Source organism: Paenibacillus koleovorans NBRC 103111, assembly GCF_004000845.1.
Taxonomy (GTDB): Bacteria; Bacillota; Bacilli; order Paenibacillales; family NBRC-103111; genus Paenibacillus_AA; species Paenibacillus_AA koleovorans.
On record NZ_BIMA01000082.1, the window covers coordinates 1 to 17,451 of the forward strand.

Below are 17,451 nucleotides of genomic sequence, written 5' to 3' on the forward strand. Positions count from 1 at the left end.
GTTGGGTGGGGAAGGAGAAAGGGCTGCAAAGCCTGGTTACTGGCTGGACCCGAGAGTGTCGTGCGGAAACTGGGGATTGAGGTCGAGAATAACTGGTATAAAATGGAAATTGTCGTGCAGGAACTGGGGATTGAGGTCGGGAGTAACTGGTAGAGGCTGAAAGTGTCGTGCAGGAACTGGGGATCGAGGTCGGGAGTAACTGGTAGAGGCTGAAATTGTCGTGCAGGAACTGGGGATTGAGGTCGGGAGTAACTGGTAGAGGCTGAAAGTGTCGTGCGGGAGACTGGATATTGAAGTCGGGAGTAACGGGTAGAGGCTGAAAGTGTCGTGCAGGAACTGGGGATTGAGGTCGGGAGTAACTGGTAGGGGCTGAAAGTGTCGTGCGGAAAACTGGAGATGAAGTCGGAAGTTACTGTAGATGCAACCCAGCCGGTCGCCCTTTAAGTAACTGTGCTTGTTCTTCCCCAAATCCGCCTGATTTTCATCATCCATGGCGCCGCGTCGCGGCATCGGTGTCTGGAGTCCGACTTGTTCGGACTGCATCCAGAGGGTACTTGGCGTTCGGCGCTCTGGGGTTGCATCTACTATCGTTACGCTCGACTCCCCATCCCCACCACATTCCAGCACGACAATTCGGGTCCCTACGTTCTCAATCTGTGAAGCCAAGCTTATTCGGATCCGGGCTTTCCTCTGCACATAAAAACCGTCCAAAGCTTGGACGGTTTTTATGTGCTAACCAACTATCCAACAACCCTTAACACAGCCAAGTGTCGCCCCACTTCTGAACTTCTTCCATCACCTTGTTCAGCGCGCGGCCTTTCTCGGTCAGCTCATATTCGATACGGATCGGCATCTCCGGATACACGTGGCGGTTGACGATTCCTTGCTGCTCAAGCTCCTTGAACCGCTCGGTCAGCATCCGGTCGCTCATCGCCGGGATCATCGCGGATATATCCTTGAACCGCTTAGGCCCTTGCAGCAGCACACGGATGATGAGGCCGGTCCAACGTTTGCCCAAAATTTCAAACGCATTCTCGAATTTAGGGCACAGATGCTCATTATGAGTAGATTCATGGGAATCCATATGCATCATCTCCTGAAATAATTATAACATAGTTACTTGACAAAAGTAAGTAACCTCGGTAATATACATAACAGATACACTAACAAAAAGTAAGAAACAAACAAAAATATATTAAAGGAGCTGGATTTCATGTTAGCTACAGGGTTGTTGATTATTCGTCTGGTTATCGGATTGACGTTCTTCGGTCACGGTGCGCAAAAGCTGTTCGGATGGTTCGGCGGTTACGGGCCAAAAGGAACAGGAGGGTTCTTGGAATCGATCGGCATCCGTCCCGGCGTGTTCATGGCCGTCATGGCCGGCTTGCTCGAGGCCGGCGGCGGACTGCTGTTCGCGGCAGGTCTCCTGACCCCGGCCGCATCCGCGATGATCGTCCTCGCGATGCTCGTCGCCATCGTGAAAGTGCATGGCAAAAACGGCTTCTGGGTTACTTCCGGCGGGATCGAGTACAATGTCATCCTGATCGCCGCTGCCGTGGGCGTGGCCTTCTCGGGAGCGGGAACTTACTCGCTCGATCACCTGCTTTTCTAAGTCCTGCGTAAGCCTCAAGCGAACCTTCTCCCCCATCTTAAAGGAGTTCCTGTTCCGGTTCAAGTGGCAAACAGGGCCGCAGCAAAAGAAGCTTCCATCACCACTCCGAGAGTGGGCTGGAAGCTTCTTGCTATTCGTGAACAATATGCCTGCGCCGCCAAACGCCTAAGCGCTTCAGGTCGCCTTCACTGGAACCGACCGCTTGCGCGGACGCATCAGACTGAAGCCGGTCAAGATCAGTGCGAACAAGGCGCAAATCGAGAACAGCACGCGCACCTTCGGAGCGAGCTCAGCGGCATCAACCGCCACGCCACCCAGATGGCCGACGAGCAAAACCGCCAATGCGATCCCGACGATCATGCCGAGGTAGCGGATGAGCGCGAGCATGCTGCCCACGAGGCTTGCTTTGGCGGCGGGCGCATTGCCCATAATGTCGGCGTTGTTCGAGGCGAGGAACAGCCCGGTGCCGAGTCCGAACAACGAGCAGTAGGCGATGATGTCGAGCATCGACACCTCGTTGCCGATCATCACGGGCAGCATCGCGAATGTACACAAGAGCGCGCCGATTGTCGTAGGGATGCGCGCGCCATAACGGTCGCGGCACCAGCCGGATATCGGCCCCATCACCCCCATGAACACCGGCTGGATAGCCAACAGGAGACCGGTCGTCTGTGTCGAGAGCTGCAGCACGCTCTGCATGTAGAACGTAATAGGAATCAGCGAAGCCATCTGCGCGGCATAGAACAGAAACGCGGATAAATTGCCTATGCCGATATACGGATTCGCATAGAGCACACGGTCCAGAATACCGTGCTCCAGCTTGCGCTCGTAGAGCAGTAGGACCACAATCAACAGCAGACCGATCGTCCCCATCCAGATCACGGTGGAGGTGAAGCCCGCCTGCTCGGTGACGACCGAGGCATAGAGCAAGAGAGATGTCGCCAGGGCGAGCAGCAGCGAGCCGAACACGTCGAGCGGCTGGGCCGACCGCTCCGTCTGCGGGAACATGCGCAGCCCGAGGTACAGCCCGACGACGCCGAGCGGGACGTTGATCCAGAACAGCAGCGGCCAGCCGCCCAGCTCCATCAGGAAGCCGCCGACCGCGGGGCCGGACAGTGTGCCGATCGACATAACGATCGTGTTCGTCCCGAGCGCCTTGCCCCGCTCGTGATCGGGGAAGATGGCGCGCACCATCGCTTGGCTGTTCGCCATGACCATGGCGGAGCCGATCCCTTGCACGCAGCGGGCGATGATGACCGTCGTGAGACTGGTGGCGACGGCGGCGAGCAGGGAACCGATGCCGAAGACGAAGAAGCCCCAGCTGTAAATTTGCCGGCGGTCGAGCCGATCGGACAGCTTGCCCAGAATCGGCAGCAGAGCGACCATGGAGAGCAAATAAGCGGTGACGACCCACTGCACATAAGACAGCGTCGTCGTGAATTCATAAGCCATCGTCGGCAGCGCCAAGTTGACGATGCCGACATCGAGCGTCGTCATGAACGTGCCGAGATTGACGATCTGCATAATGACCCAGCGATTGGGAAGCGGCTGATTAGACATAAGTTCCTCTCGAGGCGGCGATTGAAGTCCGGCGGCTTATTGCCCGATGAGCTGACGATCCCGGAGTGCCGCGTATACTTTGATGAAGCCGCCGATGATTTCTTCCACGTCCTGCTCGGTCAGAACCGGCGAGATCGGGAGGTAGGTCGTCCGCGGAATCAGATCGATCGCGCGCGGGCAGAGGTCGTCGGAATAAACGACAGGCTTCCGGAACGGATAGTTGAACGGGAAATTATCCTTGTCCGCGGTCCGTTGGTTGTAGATGGCGGGAGTGCGGTAGGCGGGCAAGCCGGCATACAATATGTGCATCCCGATATTCTCTGCGCCAATTGCCTTGTTGAACTGAGCGGTCGCTTCCTTCGTCGGCATAATGATGCCGAGATTCGAGCCGATGTACCCCGCATCCGGATCCGGGCAATGCCGGAACTGGATCTCAGGGAACTTCTCAGCCACCGCGTCGCGAATAAGGTCATGGCATTGCCGCATCGCTGCGACGATCGAAGGGAGCTTCTTCCATTGCTCGACCATGACCGCGCCCGTAATATCGCTCATCCGGTAGTTTTGCCCGACGAAGGCGAACTGGTCGTCCGGCGAATCGATCCCGTAGCGGGTGTGATGGCGCATCAGCCCTTGGTCGTGATACCGCACCGCGCGTTCGAACAGCTTGACGTCGCGAGTGACGACGGCGCCGCCTTCGCCGGCTGTGATGATTTTGTTCATCTGGAAGCTGAACGCCCCGATCGTCCCGATCGAACCCGCCGGCTGTCCTTTGTAAGTAGCGCCGCACGATTGGGCGACATCCTCGATCACCGGGATATCCTTGCTGCGCGCGAACGCCATGATCGGATCCATATCGACGGGATTGCCGAGAATCGGCACGGCGATAATCGCCTTCACTTCGTCGTCGTACACTTGCTCAAGCGCTTTCGGATCGAGATTCAGGCTTTCGTCGACGTCGCAGAACACCGGCACCGCATTGCAGCAGACGACCGCGCCGGGGGTGGCGAGGAACGTGTTGGCCGGGACGATGACTTTATCGCCATAGCCGATGCCAAGCGCTTTCAGCGATACGACCAGGGCGGCAGTTGCAGACGTAACGCCCAGCGTATAGGGGACGCCCAGGTCGGCGCTCATCCTATTTTCAAGCTGCTCGACCGCATATTGCGGATCCGGGGAATAGTAGCGAAACGGTGACTGGGACATGATAACCTTGGAAGCGAAGTCTGCCTCCTCCTGACCCAATACGACAGCACCTGGGTAATTCGGGGGCAACGGTTTGCTGCGGGCGGGCGTACCGCCGTCGATAGCCAGCTTGGACATGGTTTTCCCTCTTTTCGAATTCATGTTAGAATAAAATAGATACAAGTACAATACATCTTTATACATCTTCTATTCTAAACGATTCCGCGGTCCGAGGCACTTCTTTTTCATGTCCATATTTCGCCATTCGCAACAAACAGCCTTCCGGCTTCATCGGTCGGATGAATGGAAAGGCTGCTGCATTTAGTACGTTTATAGAGTGCCTGCTTGATTGAACGGGTAGTAGCGGAAAATGATTTTCCCTACGAGCTCGCTCTTCGGAACGAAACGATTCGGCCACAGATGGCCGTCGTAGCTATCGTTGCGGTTGTCGCCCATGAAGAAATAGCTGTCCTCCGGCACTTGTACCGGACCGAAACGATAGCTCATCGCTTGCTTCACATACGGCTCGTCGACCTTCTCTTCATTGCGGAACAGGACGCCGTCGCGCACCTCGATCGTATCGCCCGGCAGACCGATCAGCCGCTTGACGTACCGCACCACGCCTTTGCCGTCGGCATCGTGGTTGAATACGACAATGTCGCCGCGTTGCCAGTTCGTGAGCGGGACCAGCTTCTCCATAATAAGCCGGTCATTGATTTCAATATTCGGCTCCATCGAGCCGGTTGGGACTTTGACGGCTTGCGCTACATAAGTTTGGACCAGGACGCTTAGAAGGACGGCCACGGCGAGCGGGACGACCCATTCCCGAATGAACGATTTTTTGCGCTGCTGCTGCATGGGTATGGCAATCTCCTTTCCACTGTTCGCGGATCCCCCTGTCTATCATTCTATTAAAGCATGTTCGGTCGGGCGAGTCAAAATAGGGACTCCTAATCCGATTGTTAGATGATGAAATCCCAAAGCTGCTTGCCGATCAATAACGTCGATATGAGGATGAACAGCGGCTTCACATAGGCTGCTCCTCGCCGGATGGCGAACTGGGAGCCGATTAGCGCTCCGACTACCATCGAGATGGCCATCGGGATGCCGTAGTAGTAATTCACGTAGCCGAGACAGGCGAATGTGACCAGACTGCCCAGGTTGCTGGCGAGATTGAGCACCTTGGCGTTGCCGGCCGCCCCGACGAAGTCGAAGCCCAGCAGCAGGAAGGCGAAGATCAGGAACGAGCCTGTACCCGGCCCGAAGAAGCCGTCATACAACCCGATGACCAGCGCGACGACTGCGCTTAACCAGGCTGCTCGTTTGCCCAGCCCGCGGTAGGTGGAGATGCTGCCCCAATTTTTTTTGAACAGGGTGTACAGCGTTACGAGAATGAGCAGCACGACGACGATCGGCCGGAGCGAATCGCCCGGAATGAGCTTGACCAGGAAGGCGCCGCCGACCGAGCCGAGCAAAGAGAGCGGGAATAGCCACATGACGAGCTTTTTATTGATTTTCCCCGAGAGGAGGAAGGAGGTCGAGCTTGTCAGCGAAGAGGCGGTGCCGCCGAGCTTGTTCGTGCCGAGCACCATCCCCGGCGGCAGACCGGTCAACAGCAGCGCGGGCACGGAGATCAAACCGCCGCCGCCTACGACCGAGTCGATGAACGAAGCCAAAAAGCCGGCTGTAACTAGGAAAATAAGCATTTCTAGCGAGGGGTGTTCCATTGCAGTTTATCGTCTCCTATGAGGGGTGATCTGGATGAGTCAACCTATATTATAATCCAGCGGACCGTCGGCGGCATCATCAAAAAAAGGAAGCCCCGGCTCTCGGAGCCAAGGCTTCGCTTGCAAGCGAGAAGACGGTTAGGGCAAATAGCTGCGAAGCACCGTAAATGCTCCCTCGAGCGCATAGTCTCCAAGCGAAGCCGGCAGCAGCAAGCAGTCGCCCGGCTTGACGCCGATCCGGCCGTCCGGCCATGTCACTTCGCCGCCGCCGTCGCAGACGACGAGGATGACGAAGCTGTCGGGCGTCGTGCTGAGCTTCCATTCGCCTTCGACTTTCGCTTTCTCGACGCGGAAGTAAGGAGACTCAGCCAGCGTCAGCCACTGCTGCGGCGCCGCCAGCTCCGTCGTCATGCGGGTCGCGCCGCTGCCCTCGTAGGCGATGACGTTCAAAGAATCTTCGATATGCAGCTCGCGCGGTTTGCCGTCCAGGCCGGGGCGGTTGTAATCGAAGAGACGGTAAGTCGTATCGGAGTTTTGCTGAATCTCGGCTACGAGCACGCCCGCGCACAAGGCGTGAACGGTACCGGCCGGGATGTAGAACGAGTCGCCGGCCTGGACGTCCACAAGCTGCAGCACATCCATGATCGTGCCGTCCTGCAAGGCGCGTGCCACATCGTCCCGCGATTTGCCCGGCTGCAGGCCGTAGATGATTTTGGAGCCCGGCTTGGCGCCAAGCACGTACCACATCTCGGTCTTGCCAAGCTCGCCCGGCGGCAGCTTCGAGTAGCCGTTGTCCGGATGCACCTGCACGGACAAGTCATCGTTGCAGTCCAGCAGCTTGATCAGCAGTGGGAAGCGGCCGTTGTCGCCGGTGAACTCTTCGCCCTTCGTGCCGAAGAAGGAAGCTCCATATTGCTTGCGCACGTCGTCCAGCCCTGCGCCGGCAAAGGCGCCGTTCACGACGCGCGTCGTACCGTTCGGATGATCGCCGATCATCCAGCCTTCGCCGATCGGCCCTTCCGGCAGCTCGAGCCCGAATTGCTCCAGCGAACGGCCGCCCCATACACGCTCCTTGAGCAGCGGTTGGAACAGCAGGGGATAAGGCTTGACAGTCGTTGAATTCGTCATGATAAGTCCAGTCACTCCTAATCTAGTTGGGGGTCGATTGGGTCTGCGGCTTCTTCAGCACCGCGATCAAATAAGGCGCCTCTGCCTTGGCATTGATAAACCGGTAGCAGACGGTCTGGTAGCGCTCCTGCGGCAAAGCTTCCGCCCAAGCCTGTACGGCCTCGGCTTCGGTGCCGCCTCCCTCATGGCCGCTGTACAGCACGACCGTCGCGATCCCGCCCGGCTTCAGCGCTTGCAGCGCGGCTTCGAGGGCCGGCAGCGTCGTCTCCGGGCGGGTAATCACGAGCGGCATGGCCGCCGACTGCTGCTCAGGCGCGGTCTCCGCGCCGGGCAAGTAGCCGAGGTTGAACATGACCGCGCCGACGCGGCCGATGTCTCCCGCAGGCAGCGCCTCGAGCAGCTCGTCGTGGCTGCGCAGCAGCAGCGACGGTGCGGCGTGCCGCCCGTCGGACCCTTGCGCCTCCAGCCGGCGCCGCACCTGCTCGAGCGCGCGTTCCTGCACGTCGAACGCGTACACCTTGCCGGCCGAACCGACCGTCCGGCACAAGAAGAGCGTGTCGACGCCTCCCCCGGCCGTGGCGTCGACGGCGGTGTCGCCGGCCGACAGCCTTTCGGCCACCCATTGCTGCGCGATGCTTAATACCGATTTGAATCCCATAGCTTCAGACGCCTCGTTCCATTCCGTTCATTCGATTTTCTTAAGCTTGCTTGGTTATTGCATAGCCGCCAGCCAGTCGGCGAGCGCTTCGATCGAGGCCGCATCAAGCGAGCTCTCGAAGCCCGGCATGCTGCGGCCGCCCTTCGTGATTTGCGTTACGATCTGCTCCTTCGTCTTGCGCGCGCCTACCTTCGTCAAGTTCGGACCGGACTTGCCCTGCAGCTGGTCGCCGTGGCAGGCTAGGCAGCTCGTCTTGTACACGGCGTCCGCCTGAACCGCCCTCACAGTCGGCGCAGGGGTTGTTGGAGTCGCAACTGGCGTAGGGGTCGGCGTCGGAGCCGAGGTAGCCGTCGGAGTCGGTGCAACAGTCGGTGCGACAGTCGGTGCGACAGTCGCTGCCGGTGTCGGCGTAGCCGGAGCAGGCGTCGCCGTAGGCGCGGTCGTCACGGCCGGAGCCGGTGTCGTGATCGCCGGAGGCGCGCTTGCCGTCGGCGCGACGGTCGCAGCGGCGCTCGCGGTCGGCGACACCGAGGCGCCTGCGGCTTGGGCCGGCGTTGGCGAAGCCGTCGCTGTAGCCGGCTCGACCGGCTTCACGGGCGACGTCGGGCTGCCGGTCGACGGCGAGCCTTCCTTGGAGTCGCCGCCGCAAGCGGACAGCATCACGCCCAAAGCGACAGCGGCGACAGGCAGCAACATACGACGAGTGCGGTGTTTCCAATTGCGCTTCGAGCCTTGCTCTTGGATTTCCATTCCGATCGCCCCCCGGTAGTTGGTTGGTCCTTCATCCCTACCTCATTCGATGATCGGCGCCCGACTTCCTTCCGCCATTACCGCCCGCGCCAATATTTTCCCTGCCATGTCCCGCGCGCCAGCAGCTCCGCGTCGATCGCATTCAGCACTTCCCACTTCTTCAGGCTCCACATCGGACCGATCAACAGCTCGCGCGGAGCGTCTCCGGTCAGCCGGTGAACGATCATCTCGGGCGGCAAAAACTCGAGCGTGTCAACGACCAGCTTGATGTACTCGTCCTTCTCAAGGAAACGCAGCAGCCCGGCTTCGTACTGCTTCACCATCGGGGTTTTGCGCATCAGGTGCAGGAGGTGGATCTTGATGCCCTGCACGTCCATCCGCGACACGGCCCGTCCGGTGTCCAGCATCATCTCGTGCGTCTCGCCCGGCAGCCCGTAGATGATATGGGCGCAGACGCGAATGTTATGCTTGCGCAGGCGTGCGACGGCGTCCAGGTAGCACTCGGTATCGTGCGCCCGGTTGATGAGCGTCGACGTTTCCTCGTGCACGGTTTGCAGCCCCATTTCGAGCCACAGATAAGTCCGTTCATTCAGCTCCGCCAAATACTCGATCACATCGTCCGGCAAACAATCCGGTCTCGTCGCGATAGACAACCCTACGACGCCGGGCTGCTGCAGAATGACCTCGAAGTACTCTCGCAGCTCCTCCACAGGAGCGTACGTATTCGTATAAGCCTGGAAATAGCCGATATAGGCCGCTTCCGGCCATTTCTGGTGCTGCAAGCCGCGAATCGTGTTGAATTGCGTCACCAGGTCCTGCCGCCGGCTGCCGGCGAAATCGCCCGAGCCTCTCGCGCTGCAGAATGTACATCCGCCGGCCGCGATCGTCCCGTCCCGGTTCGGGCATGTGAAGCCCGCGTCGAGCATAACCTTGAACACCTTCGTGCCGAACTGCTCGCGCATCTCGTAATTCCATGTATGAAACCGCTTGTCGCCCCACAGCAGCGGGGGTTCGAGCGAGGAGGGGGGCTGCTTGATCATTTCGGAATTGCTCCTTCTCTGGCTTCTCCCCCTATTGTAGCAAAGCGGCGGACTTTACACCAACAAGGCTCCCGCAAAACCTTACATGAACCCTCAAAAATCGCGCACATATTAATGCTGAAAAAGGGCGTTATTATCATGTTTTACCCTTGAAATACCTAACATGATGTGTTATATTAAAACCAGATAGCAGCAGCCAACCAACTCCTCTGCGTTCCAGGATTCATGCGATTGCACAGCAATGGGCATACTTAACCAAAAATCCGAGAGGTGATATCCATGAGCAACTCCGTACAATTCGCGAATGGCAATGACAAGATCACGGTTGAGCTTACGGTGAAAGAAGCGCTTGCTTTGAGCGGCGGACAGCGATTCCATCCTTCCAGCAATGTCGTGCTGAGCGCCAAGAAGAAGCTGCAGCGCGAGATCGATCACGTTCTGCTCCCCGAAGGCGAGAAGCTGCATTTCCACTCGCTTGATATTTAATGCCGGTCGATCGTTCAACAGCATCCCATAGATCACGAGCCTTCTCACAGACCCGTCCAAGGTCGGTTGAGGAGGTTTTCTTTTTCCTGTATGATGGAGCATGTAGTCAAACTTGTAGACAAGTGGCAATAACGGCTTTATCGGCTCGATTTGGAGGAAACGGATTGTATGCGACTTAGAGGCAGAAAAGGGATCTTGGAAGAAATCGAAAGGCAGAAGGACTTAATCGTCCTGACCCCTACCGATTACAAGGGCAAGTGGGCGGAGTTTTTCGGCAACGGCAAGCCGATCCACGTCGAGCTCGGGATGGGCAAAGGCAAGTTCATCTCTGAGATGAGCGTGCGCCATCCGGAGGTCAATTACATCGGCGTCGACATGTACGACGAGCTCGTCCGCCGCGCCAGCGAGAAAGCCCGTATCGCGGCGAATCTCGAGGATGGGGCTGCGCCGCCGAACCTGGCGCTCGCGCGCATGAACATTGAGCGCATCGAGGAGGCGTTCGCGCCCGGTGAGATCGAGCGGATCTACTTGAACTTCAGCGATCCGTGGCCGAAGAAGAAGCATGCCCGCCGCCGGCTGACGCATGCCGGATTCTTGCACAAGTACCGGGAGCTGCTGAACGCCGCGGGTGAAATTCATTTCAAGACCGACTCGCGATCGTTGTTCGAGTTTTCGCTGAACACGTTCGCCGATCTGGGCTTGCGCATGCGGAACATTTCGCTCGATTTGCATGTCGAGGGATGTCCCGAGTGGAATGTGACGACGGAATACGAGAGCAAGTTTTCCGGCCGCGGCATGCCGATTCACCGCGTCGAGGTCGTGCTGGGCGAAGCGGCCCTGCACCGTCATCTGGAGCAGCTGTCGGCAGACGAATCCACCAATGCGAGTCCCAAGACCTAACGAGGGTGCAGACCCAAGAAACGCATAAGAACCTGACCGGAGCCCAGCTCCAATCAGGTTCTTTCTGTTCGGCCCTGTATTGCGGTCCGATGGGTCCGATGCGCTTACAGCAGTTGCATGATGGCCTGCGAGCAATAATGCGGCTGGTAGGGCAGCTGCCATTCCTGCGTAGCGTTCAGTCGCTCCTCCTGGACGGCGGGGTAGTCGCGGATCAACCGATCGAATCGGGCATCCAGCGTCTCGAGCGATTTGATCGGCTCCCCCAGCCCGAGCTCGGTGAAGTATTGCAGGTTCTCCTCTTCCTGACCCGGAATCGGGTTGTAGAACAGCATCGGAATGCCTTTCGCAAGCCCTTCCGTACAGGTCATGCCGCCGGGCTTGGTGATCAGCAGGTCGGACACGTCCATCAGCTTGTCAATCTCGCGGGTAAATCCGAGCACCCGGATGTTCGGATGCTGGAACAGCGGCTCTTCGGCAAGCTGGGCGCGGGCTTTCTCGTTGCTGCCGAGGCAGAACAGGAACTGGATATGCTCCCGCCAGTTCGTCATATAGGCCATCAGGTTCTCGTTGCTGTTCATCATGCCCCAGCCGCCTCCCATGACGAGCACGGTCGGCATCGGACGGAGGCCGAAGCTCTGCCGAAGCTCCTCGCGATTGTGCTGCTGCCAGAAGTTCGGATGCACGGGGATGCCCGTCACCTCGATCTTGCTGTGCGGCACGCCGCGGAGCTGCAGCTTCTCCTTCACCTCGGCGGTCGAGACCAGGTACTTGTTCACCTCGGGGTTGACCCAAGTGCCGTGAGCGTCATAGTCGGTGATGACCGTACATAAGGGAATCGACAAGCCGGCCCGCTTGAGCCGGGAGACGACGATGTTCGGAAACGGATGCGTGCACACGATCGTGTCCGGCTTCAACTGCCGGATCAGCTCGGAGGTCTGACTGTAGAAAATCCGATGCAGCGCCAGTTGGGTCAGGCGGTTGAGCGACTTCTTGTATTGGGAACGGTAGACGTAGCCGTATAGCTTCGGTTGGGAAGCAATCGTTTTGCGGTAGGCGCTGAAGATCAACGGGGCCAGCGTCGGGTGCAGGAAGGCGCCCAGCTCCACAACGCGCGTCTGCAGCTCCGGCGATTGCCGGCGCAGGGCAACGGCGAGCGCATGGGCCGCTTGCGTATGCCCCGCACCGAAGCCTTCGGACAGCAGCAAGATCCGCTTCTTTCTCAACAGTCGTCACCTTACCTTTGGAGAATCTCTCAAGTCATGCTTCTATTTACAATAATCGATTTCAGCCGACGAATGCAACCGAGAGGAATGCGGTAGCGGAGCCCAGCACGATGCCGGCGATGCAGTCGGATGGATAGTGAAGACCGAGATAAATGCGGGAGACGCTGACGGCGAAAGCGAGCGGCACGAGCAAGAGCCCGAGCAGTGAAGCGACGGCGACGAACGGGACGATGACAGAGAAAATGGCGGTGGAATGGCCCGACGGGAAGGAATGATCCTTCAGCGGATTTTTGCACAGATTGACCCCGGGGTGAACAAGATAAGGCCGCTTCCGCGGATACTTCTTCTTCACGAGATGCACGGGCAGATGGCTGGCAATCAGAGCGACCAACGATTGCAAGGCGGCGATTCTCCAATCGCCGGAAGCCAGCAGCAGCAGCGACAGGCATACCAGAATGGTGACGGACGCTCCGCCCAGGTGGGTGATTACGGCGAAGGCTCGATCTAATATAGCGTGCTGCAGGCGGCGGTTGACCCAGAAGAACAACTGGTTCTCATGCTGCTGCAGCCAACTGACGACACGGCTCATACGATTCCCTCCGTCTCGGTCTTAATAAGGATGCGTTCGGATTGCGCCTCTCGGAGAAGGCTTCAACTAGAAGTATAAGACCGGATTGTTTTTGCTGTATTAACTGGGTGATAAATTCAAAAATTATATTGCGATGATATCCCGCTAACAAACCATGGTTATACTATAGAATAGCCTGTATTTTCGTAACGGGAGGAATAAGAATGAAGGTAGCATTGTTTACGGATACGTTTTTGCCGGATGTAAACGGCGTCGCTCGTACGCTTGGCCGTTGGACGGCCTACTTGGAAAATCGGGGCGTCTCCTTGCGCATCTTCGCGCCGCAATCCTCGGGAGCGGTGGATGCCGGCAATCGTTCTACCGACTTGATGCGGTTTTTCAGCATACCATTCCTATTATACCCGGAGTGCAAATTGGCCATCCCTAATCCCAACCGGATCCGGCAGTCGCTGGAACAGTTCCAGCCGGACCTCATACATGTGGCGACCCCGTTCAACCTGGGCTTGTACGGTCAGCGCTATGCGCACCGCCATTACATTCCTCTAGTAGCATCATACCATACTCATTTCGATCAATACTTGTCTTTTTACAAAATTCAATGGGCGGAGCCGATGCTATGGAAGTATATGCATTGGTTTCACCAGTCGTGCCGGGCAATCTATGTCCCTTCGCAATCGACTTTGGAGCACTTGGACGCCAAAGGATTCGAAAAGCTGGAAATATGGTCGAGGGGTGTCGATGTCTCGAGGTTTCATCCGATGGTCGATCGGGAGGCGGTCCGTAGAAGACATGGTGTGGGGCCTGATAAATTCGTTTATCTCTATGTAGGACGGGTCGCGCCGGAGAAAAGCGTGGATGTGCTCCTGGAGGCGTTCGAGCTGCTGCCCGCCCGCGTCCGCGAGCAGTCTCATCTGCTGATCGCAGGCGACGGCCCGCAGCGCAAGGAGCTGGAGGAAGTGTACCGAGACCGGGGGAACGTTACGTTTATCGGATTCCTGGAGGGCAAGGCGCTTACCGAGCTATACGCGGCGGCTGACGTGTTCTGGTTCCCGTCTGCTACCGAGACTTTCGGCAATGTCGTGCTCGAGTCGATGGCGTCCGGCACGGCCGTGATCGGCGCGGCTGCAGGCGGCGTGCGCGACAATATCCAGCATGAGGAGACAGGGCTCTTGTGTTCGTCTGGAGATGTCGTCGCGAATCGGGACGCTGCGCTGCGGCTGTTCTACGACAGGGATTTGCTCGGAAGGCTGTCGAGGCAAGGCCGAGCCTATAGTTTGAAGCAGTCGTGGGAGAGCGTTTTTGATAAGCTATACGAGAGCTACTGCCGCGTTCTTGGGGGGACAAGGGCGAAAAAAGTCGAATCGTCTTCGGTTACTGGACCTAAAATAGGACTTCGATAAGATTGTTTCGACAGTCGCGCTTGAGTATAATGGGACACAGACCTTTTCTCGGCATACTAGTGAATATCCCCCAGGCTTGTCCGTCAGACAAGCCGATTAAGAAGCAAACGCCCGAAAATGAGCAGGAATTCGCTCTATTCGTCGTCTCCGTCAGTCCCGACCGGGATAAAGTCCCCAATACCCTGTAATCTGAACGTTTGCAGCGAAAAAGGGATTTTGACAAATGCGGGCAAAGATAGGAAAATCATAATCGGTCACTACAACGGGCATTTTTCCAACCTTAACCACTTCGAAACACTTTAACACTTTATAGAGAGAAATAGGGTCTAGATTTACAAAAAAGGGGGGCTATTAGAGATGGATGCCTTTATTCTCACCATGCAAGCGCTGCTTGCTTGTATGGGCGCGTACCAACTATTCTTCACCTTCTTCGGCTACGTCCGGAAGAAGCGCACGGTGCATTATCCCGCTCAGAAATCGTTCGCGGTGCTGATCGCCGCGCATAACGAGGAGCAAGTCGTAGGGGCTTTGATCGAGAACCTGAAGAAGCTCGAGTATCCGAAGGAGCTGTACGACGTCTTCGTCATCTGCGACAACTGTACGGACCGGACGGCGGAGATCGCCGCCTCGATGGGCGTGAACGCCTGTGTCCGCACGAATCCGACGCTCCGCGGAAAAGGGTATGCGCTGGAGTGGATGCTCAAGGAATTGTGGAAAATGCCGAGATCGTACGACGCCGTCGTCGTTCTCGATGCCGACAATCTGGTCAGCCTCGATTTCTTGCAGCATATGAACAACGATCTGTGCGCCGGCAAACGCGTCATCCAGGCTTATTTGGATACGAAGAATCCACACGATTCCTGGATTACGGCTGCTTACGGCGTCACATACTGGTACTGCAACCGGCTGTGGCAGCTGCCGCGCACGAACCTGGGGCTTGCCAACTATCTTGGCGGCACCGGGATGTGCTTCGAGTCGACCCTGCTCAAGGAAATGGGCTGGGGCGCCACGAGCCTGGTTGAAGACTTGGAATTCACCGTCCGTTGCGTACAGCGCGGCATCAATCCGGTCATGAACTACGACGCCCGCGTTTTCGACGAGAAGCCGATTACATTCAAGGCTTCCGCCCGCCAGCGCCTGCGCTGGATGCAAGGGCATTTCGCCGTCGCGCGCCGTTATTTCTTCCCGCTCATGTGGCAAGGGATCAAAGAAATGAGCTTGTCCAAGATCGACACGGCGATCTACACGATCAACGTGTACAATGTTATGCTGGGCTTTATCTTCAGCGCCATTCTGTACGGCGACAAGATGCTGCCGGGCGAGCCGAATTTCGCTTCCCTGTATGAGCATGTGCCTGGTTTCCTCGTGATGGGCTTGACTGTATTCATTTACTTGCAATTCCCGGTTGCCCTGATGCTTGAGCGCGTGAAGTCCTGGAAAATTTACTTGTCTCTGATTACGCTGCCGATCTTCTTGGCGTCCTGGTGGCCGATCACGACGTATGCGTTCTTCACTCAGAACAACAAGAACTGGAGCCATACGCAGCACACGCGGGTCATCCGGATGGAAGAGCTGCAGAGCAAACAAGGTTAGGTTGGAGCCTGCCGGCTGCCGCTGTCGATTGACAGAGCGTTACCGGCGTGTTATAGTAGCAAGAGTGTCTTAACAAGATATGCTTAAAGCAGAGGCGCCCGCTTCTCACCTGCCCGACTTCGTCGGCTGGTCTACGCATAACGTTCATTCTTACGGATTTTGTTAATTTGCGTAATGAGGATGATGAGATGTGGGCGGTATTGCACCTGCCTGCATCTTTTTTGTTTGCCATGCATTCACAAGATAATCCCCTGGAGGTGGAACGTTATTAGTAAGGAACATATGATTAACGACGAGATTCGCGTTAAGGAAGTACGCCTGATCGGTGCCGACGGCGAGCAGTTGGGCATCAAGCCGATCCGCGAAGCGATGCAGATTGCGATCGACGCGAGCCTCGACCTGGTCAATGTAGCTCCGACTGCCAAACCGCCGGTATGCCGCATCATGGATTACGGTAAATTCCGTTACGAATTGCAGAAGAAAGACAAGGAAGCCCGTAAGAATCAGAAAGTGGTCGAGATTAAGGAAATCCGCTTGTCTGCCACAATCGATGAGCACGACTTCCAGACGAAGCTCCGCAACGTCTCCAAGTTTCTGAACGACGGCGACAAGGTTAAGCTGTCCGTTCGCTTCCGGGGCCGTGAGATTACGCATGCGAGCATCGGCCAGAAGGTTCTTGAGCGCATGGCGACCGAGGTGGAGAGCTTGTCCGTTGTAGAACGCAAGCCGAAGCTGGAAGGCCGCAGCATGATTATGATTTTGACACCTAAGCAAGCCCAATAACGCATCGCCCGTTCCGAGAACGGGAATGACTTTAAGGAGGAACCACCGATATGCCGAAGATGAAATCGCACAGCAGCTTGAAAGACCGCGTAAAAATCACAGGTACTGGCAAAGTGATGAGATACAAGGCTTACAAGAACCACCTGATGTACGGGAAATCCCCAAGCCAGAAGCGCACGCTCAGCGGCCAGCCGATCATGGCTACCGGCGACGTGAAGCGCCTGAAGCAGCAGTTGTCCCTGATCAAAGGCTAATTTATTTGCAGGTCCACTATATCTAGGAGGTAGAATACAATGGCAAGAGTCAAGGGCGGGTTCGTCACTCGTCGTCGTCATAAAAAAGTACTGAAGCTCGCGAAAGGTTACTTCGGTTCCAAACACCGCCTGTTTAAAACCGCGAACGAGCAAGTAATGAAATCTCTGATGTACGCATACCGGGATCGCCGTCAGAAAAAACGCGATTTCCGCCGTCTGTGGATCGTGCGGATCAACGCCGCTGCCCGCATCAACGGATTGTCGTACAGCAAGCTGATGCACGGTCTGAAAGTAGCCGGCATCGACATCAACCGCAAAATGCTGGCTGACCTGGCCGTGAACGATGCTAAGGCGTTCACTAGCCTGGCCAACGCTGCGAAGCAAACGAATTAAGCCATATTCACGCGTAAGCGTGTTGGAAGCCGTCCCGGAAGGGGCGGCTTCTTTGACATATCTCATGCGTGTTATCCAACAAGATTTGAATGGTAATGCAATAAAACAGTCACCTTAACCGTGTCCAGCAACCTCGCCGCCCCCACCACAACCGGGTCACTCCCGTCGCTTAC

The 17,451-nt window shown here is 57.1% G+C and carries 19 protein-coding genes; 8 read left to right on the forward strand and 11 right to left on the reverse strand.

What is annotated here, in order from left to right; translation table 11 throughout:
• Positions 1-754: 754 nt before the first annotated feature.
• On the reverse strand, positions 755-1,084 hold the full coding sequence (locus tag PKO02S_RS22585; RefSeq protein WP_127586433.1) for a winged helix-turn-helix transcriptional regulator: 330 nt from the start codon (positions 1,082-1,084) through the stop codon (positions 755-757).
• Positions 1,085-1,213: 129 nt separating this feature from the next.
• On the opposite strand from PKO02S_RS22585, the gene PKO02S_RS22590 reads away from it, so the two are divergent.
• A complete protein-coding gene (locus PKO02S_RS22590) occupies positions 1,214-1,612 on the forward strand; it encodes a DoxX family protein (RefSeq protein ID WP_127586435.1) in 399 nt (132 codons plus the stop codon).
• 174 nt (positions 1,613-1,786) lie between these two features.
• Here the strand turns inward: PKO02S_RS22590 and PKO02S_RS22595 are convergent, their stop codons facing one another.
• The 8 genes from PKO02S_RS22595 to mnmL form a co-directional block, all read right to left on the reverse strand.
• A complete protein-coding gene (locus PKO02S_RS22595) occupies positions 1,787-3,172 on the reverse strand; it encodes an MFS transporter (protein WP_127586437.1) in 1,386 nt (461 codons plus the stop codon).
• Between the two features lie 36 nt (positions 3,173-3,208).
• Positions 3,209-4,492: a DegT/DnrJ/EryC1/StrS family aminotransferase gene (locus tag PKO02S_RS22600; RefSeq protein ID WP_164821610.1), complete on the reverse strand. Its 1,284-nt coding sequence runs from the start codon at positions 4,490-4,492 to the stop codon at positions 3,209-3,211.
• 192 nt (positions 4,493-4,684) lie between these two features.
• A complete protein-coding gene (gene lepB, locus PKO02S_RS22605; protein ID WP_127586440.1) occupies positions 4,685-5,212 on the reverse strand; it encodes a signal peptidase I in 528 nt (175 codons plus the stop codon).
• Between the two features lie 104 nt (positions 5,213-5,316).
• Positions 5,317-6,081 (reverse strand): sulfite exporter TauE/SafE family protein, encoded by a 765-nt coding sequence (locus tag PKO02S_RS22610; protein ID WP_127586442.1) that lies wholly within the window; start codon positions 6,079-6,081, stop codon positions 5,317-5,319.
• 138 nt (positions 6,082-6,219) lie between these two features.
• Entirely contained in the window at positions 6,220-7,209 is a 990-nt protein-coding gene (locus PKO02S_RS22615) for a type I phosphomannose isomerase catalytic subunit (RefSeq protein ID WP_127586444.1), read from the reverse strand.
• A gap of 22 nt (positions 7,210-7,231) precedes the next feature.
• The gene (mnmM, locus tag PKO02S_RS22620; RefSeq protein WP_127586445.1) at positions 7,232-7,867 is read right to left on the reverse strand and encodes a tRNA 5-(aminomethyl)-2-thiouridylate-methyltransferase MnmM; all 636 of its coding nucleotides are present in this window, start codon (positions 7,865-7,867) and stop codon (positions 7,232-7,234) included.
• A gap of 54 nt (positions 7,868-7,921) precedes the next feature.
• The gene (locus PKO02S_RS22625; protein ID WP_127586447.1) at positions 7,922-8,617 is read right to left on the reverse strand and encodes a c-type cytochrome; all 696 of its coding nucleotides are present in this window, start codon (positions 8,615-8,617) and stop codon (positions 7,922-7,924) included.
• A gap of 77 nt (positions 8,618-8,694) precedes the next feature.
• Entirely contained in the window at positions 8,695-9,657 is a 963-nt protein-coding gene (mnmL, locus tag PKO02S_RS22630; protein WP_127586449.1) for a tRNA modification radical SAM protein MnmL/YtqA, read from the reverse strand.
• A gap of 279 nt (positions 9,658-9,936) precedes the next feature.
• On the opposite strand from mnmL, the gene PKO02S_RS22635 reads away from it, so the two are divergent.
• On the forward strand, positions 9,937-10,143 hold the full coding sequence (locus tag PKO02S_RS22635) for a hypothetical protein (protein ID WP_127586451.1): 207 nt from the start codon (positions 9,937-9,939) through the stop codon (positions 10,141-10,143).
• Between the two features lie 168 nt (positions 10,144-10,311).
• A complete protein-coding gene (gene trmB / locus PKO02S_RS22640; protein ID WP_127586453.1) occupies positions 10,312-11,043 on the forward strand; it encodes a tRNA (guanosine(46)-N7)-methyltransferase TrmB in 732 nt (243 codons plus the stop codon).
• A gap of 104 nt (positions 11,044-11,147) precedes the next feature.
• On the opposite strand, the gene PKO02S_RS22645 is transcribed toward trmB, so the two are convergent.
• Positions 11,148-12,266, reverse strand: a complete 1,119-nt coding sequence (locus PKO02S_RS22645; RefSeq protein WP_174819944.1) for an MGDG synthase family glycosyltransferase — start codon at positions 12,264-12,266, stop codon at positions 11,148-11,150.
• Between the two features lie 61 nt (positions 12,267-12,327).
• Positions 12,328-12,855, reverse strand: a complete 528-nt coding sequence (locus PKO02S_RS22650) for a phosphatase PAP2 family protein (protein WP_127586457.1) — start codon at positions 12,853-12,855, stop codon at positions 12,328-12,330.
• A 203-nt stretch (positions 12,856-13,058) separates the two neighbouring features.
• Between PKO02S_RS22650 and PKO02S_RS22655 the strand changes: the two genes are divergently transcribed.
• The 5 genes from PKO02S_RS22655 to rplT all read left to right on the forward strand — a co-directional run bounded on the left by PKO02S_RS22655 (position 13,059) and on the right by rplT (position 17,278).
• Positions 13,059-14,255 carry a glycosyltransferase family 4 protein gene (locus PKO02S_RS22655; RefSeq protein ID WP_127586459.1) on the forward strand — a complete coding sequence of 399 codons (1,197 nt, stop codon included), beginning with the start codon at positions 13,059-13,061 and terminating at the stop codon, positions 14,253-14,255.
• A 357-nt stretch (positions 14,256-14,612) separates the two neighbouring features.
• Positions 14,613-15,848: a glycosyltransferase family 2 protein gene (locus PKO02S_RS22660; protein ID WP_127586461.1), complete on the forward strand. Its 1,236-nt coding sequence runs from the start codon at positions 14,613-14,615 to the stop codon at positions 15,846-15,848.
• Between the two features lie 282 nt (positions 15,849-16,130).
• Positions 16,131-16,631, forward strand: a complete 501-nt coding sequence (gene infC / locus PKO02S_RS22665) for a translation initiation factor IF-3 (RefSeq protein ID WP_127586463.1) — start codon at positions 16,131-16,133, stop codon at positions 16,629-16,631.
• 50 nt (positions 16,632-16,681) lie between these two features.
• Positions 16,682-16,885, forward strand: coding sequence for a 50S ribosomal protein L35 (gene rpmI / locus PKO02S_RS22670; RefSeq protein ID WP_127586465.1), 204 nt, complete (start codon positions 16,682-16,684; stop codon positions 16,883-16,885).
• 39 nt (positions 16,886-16,924) lie between these two features.
• Positions 16,925-17,278, forward strand: a complete 354-nt coding sequence (rplT, locus tag PKO02S_RS22675) for a 50S ribosomal protein L20 (protein ID WP_127586467.1) — start codon at positions 16,925-16,927, stop codon at positions 17,276-17,278.
• Positions 17,279-17,451 lie beyond the last annotated feature (173 nt).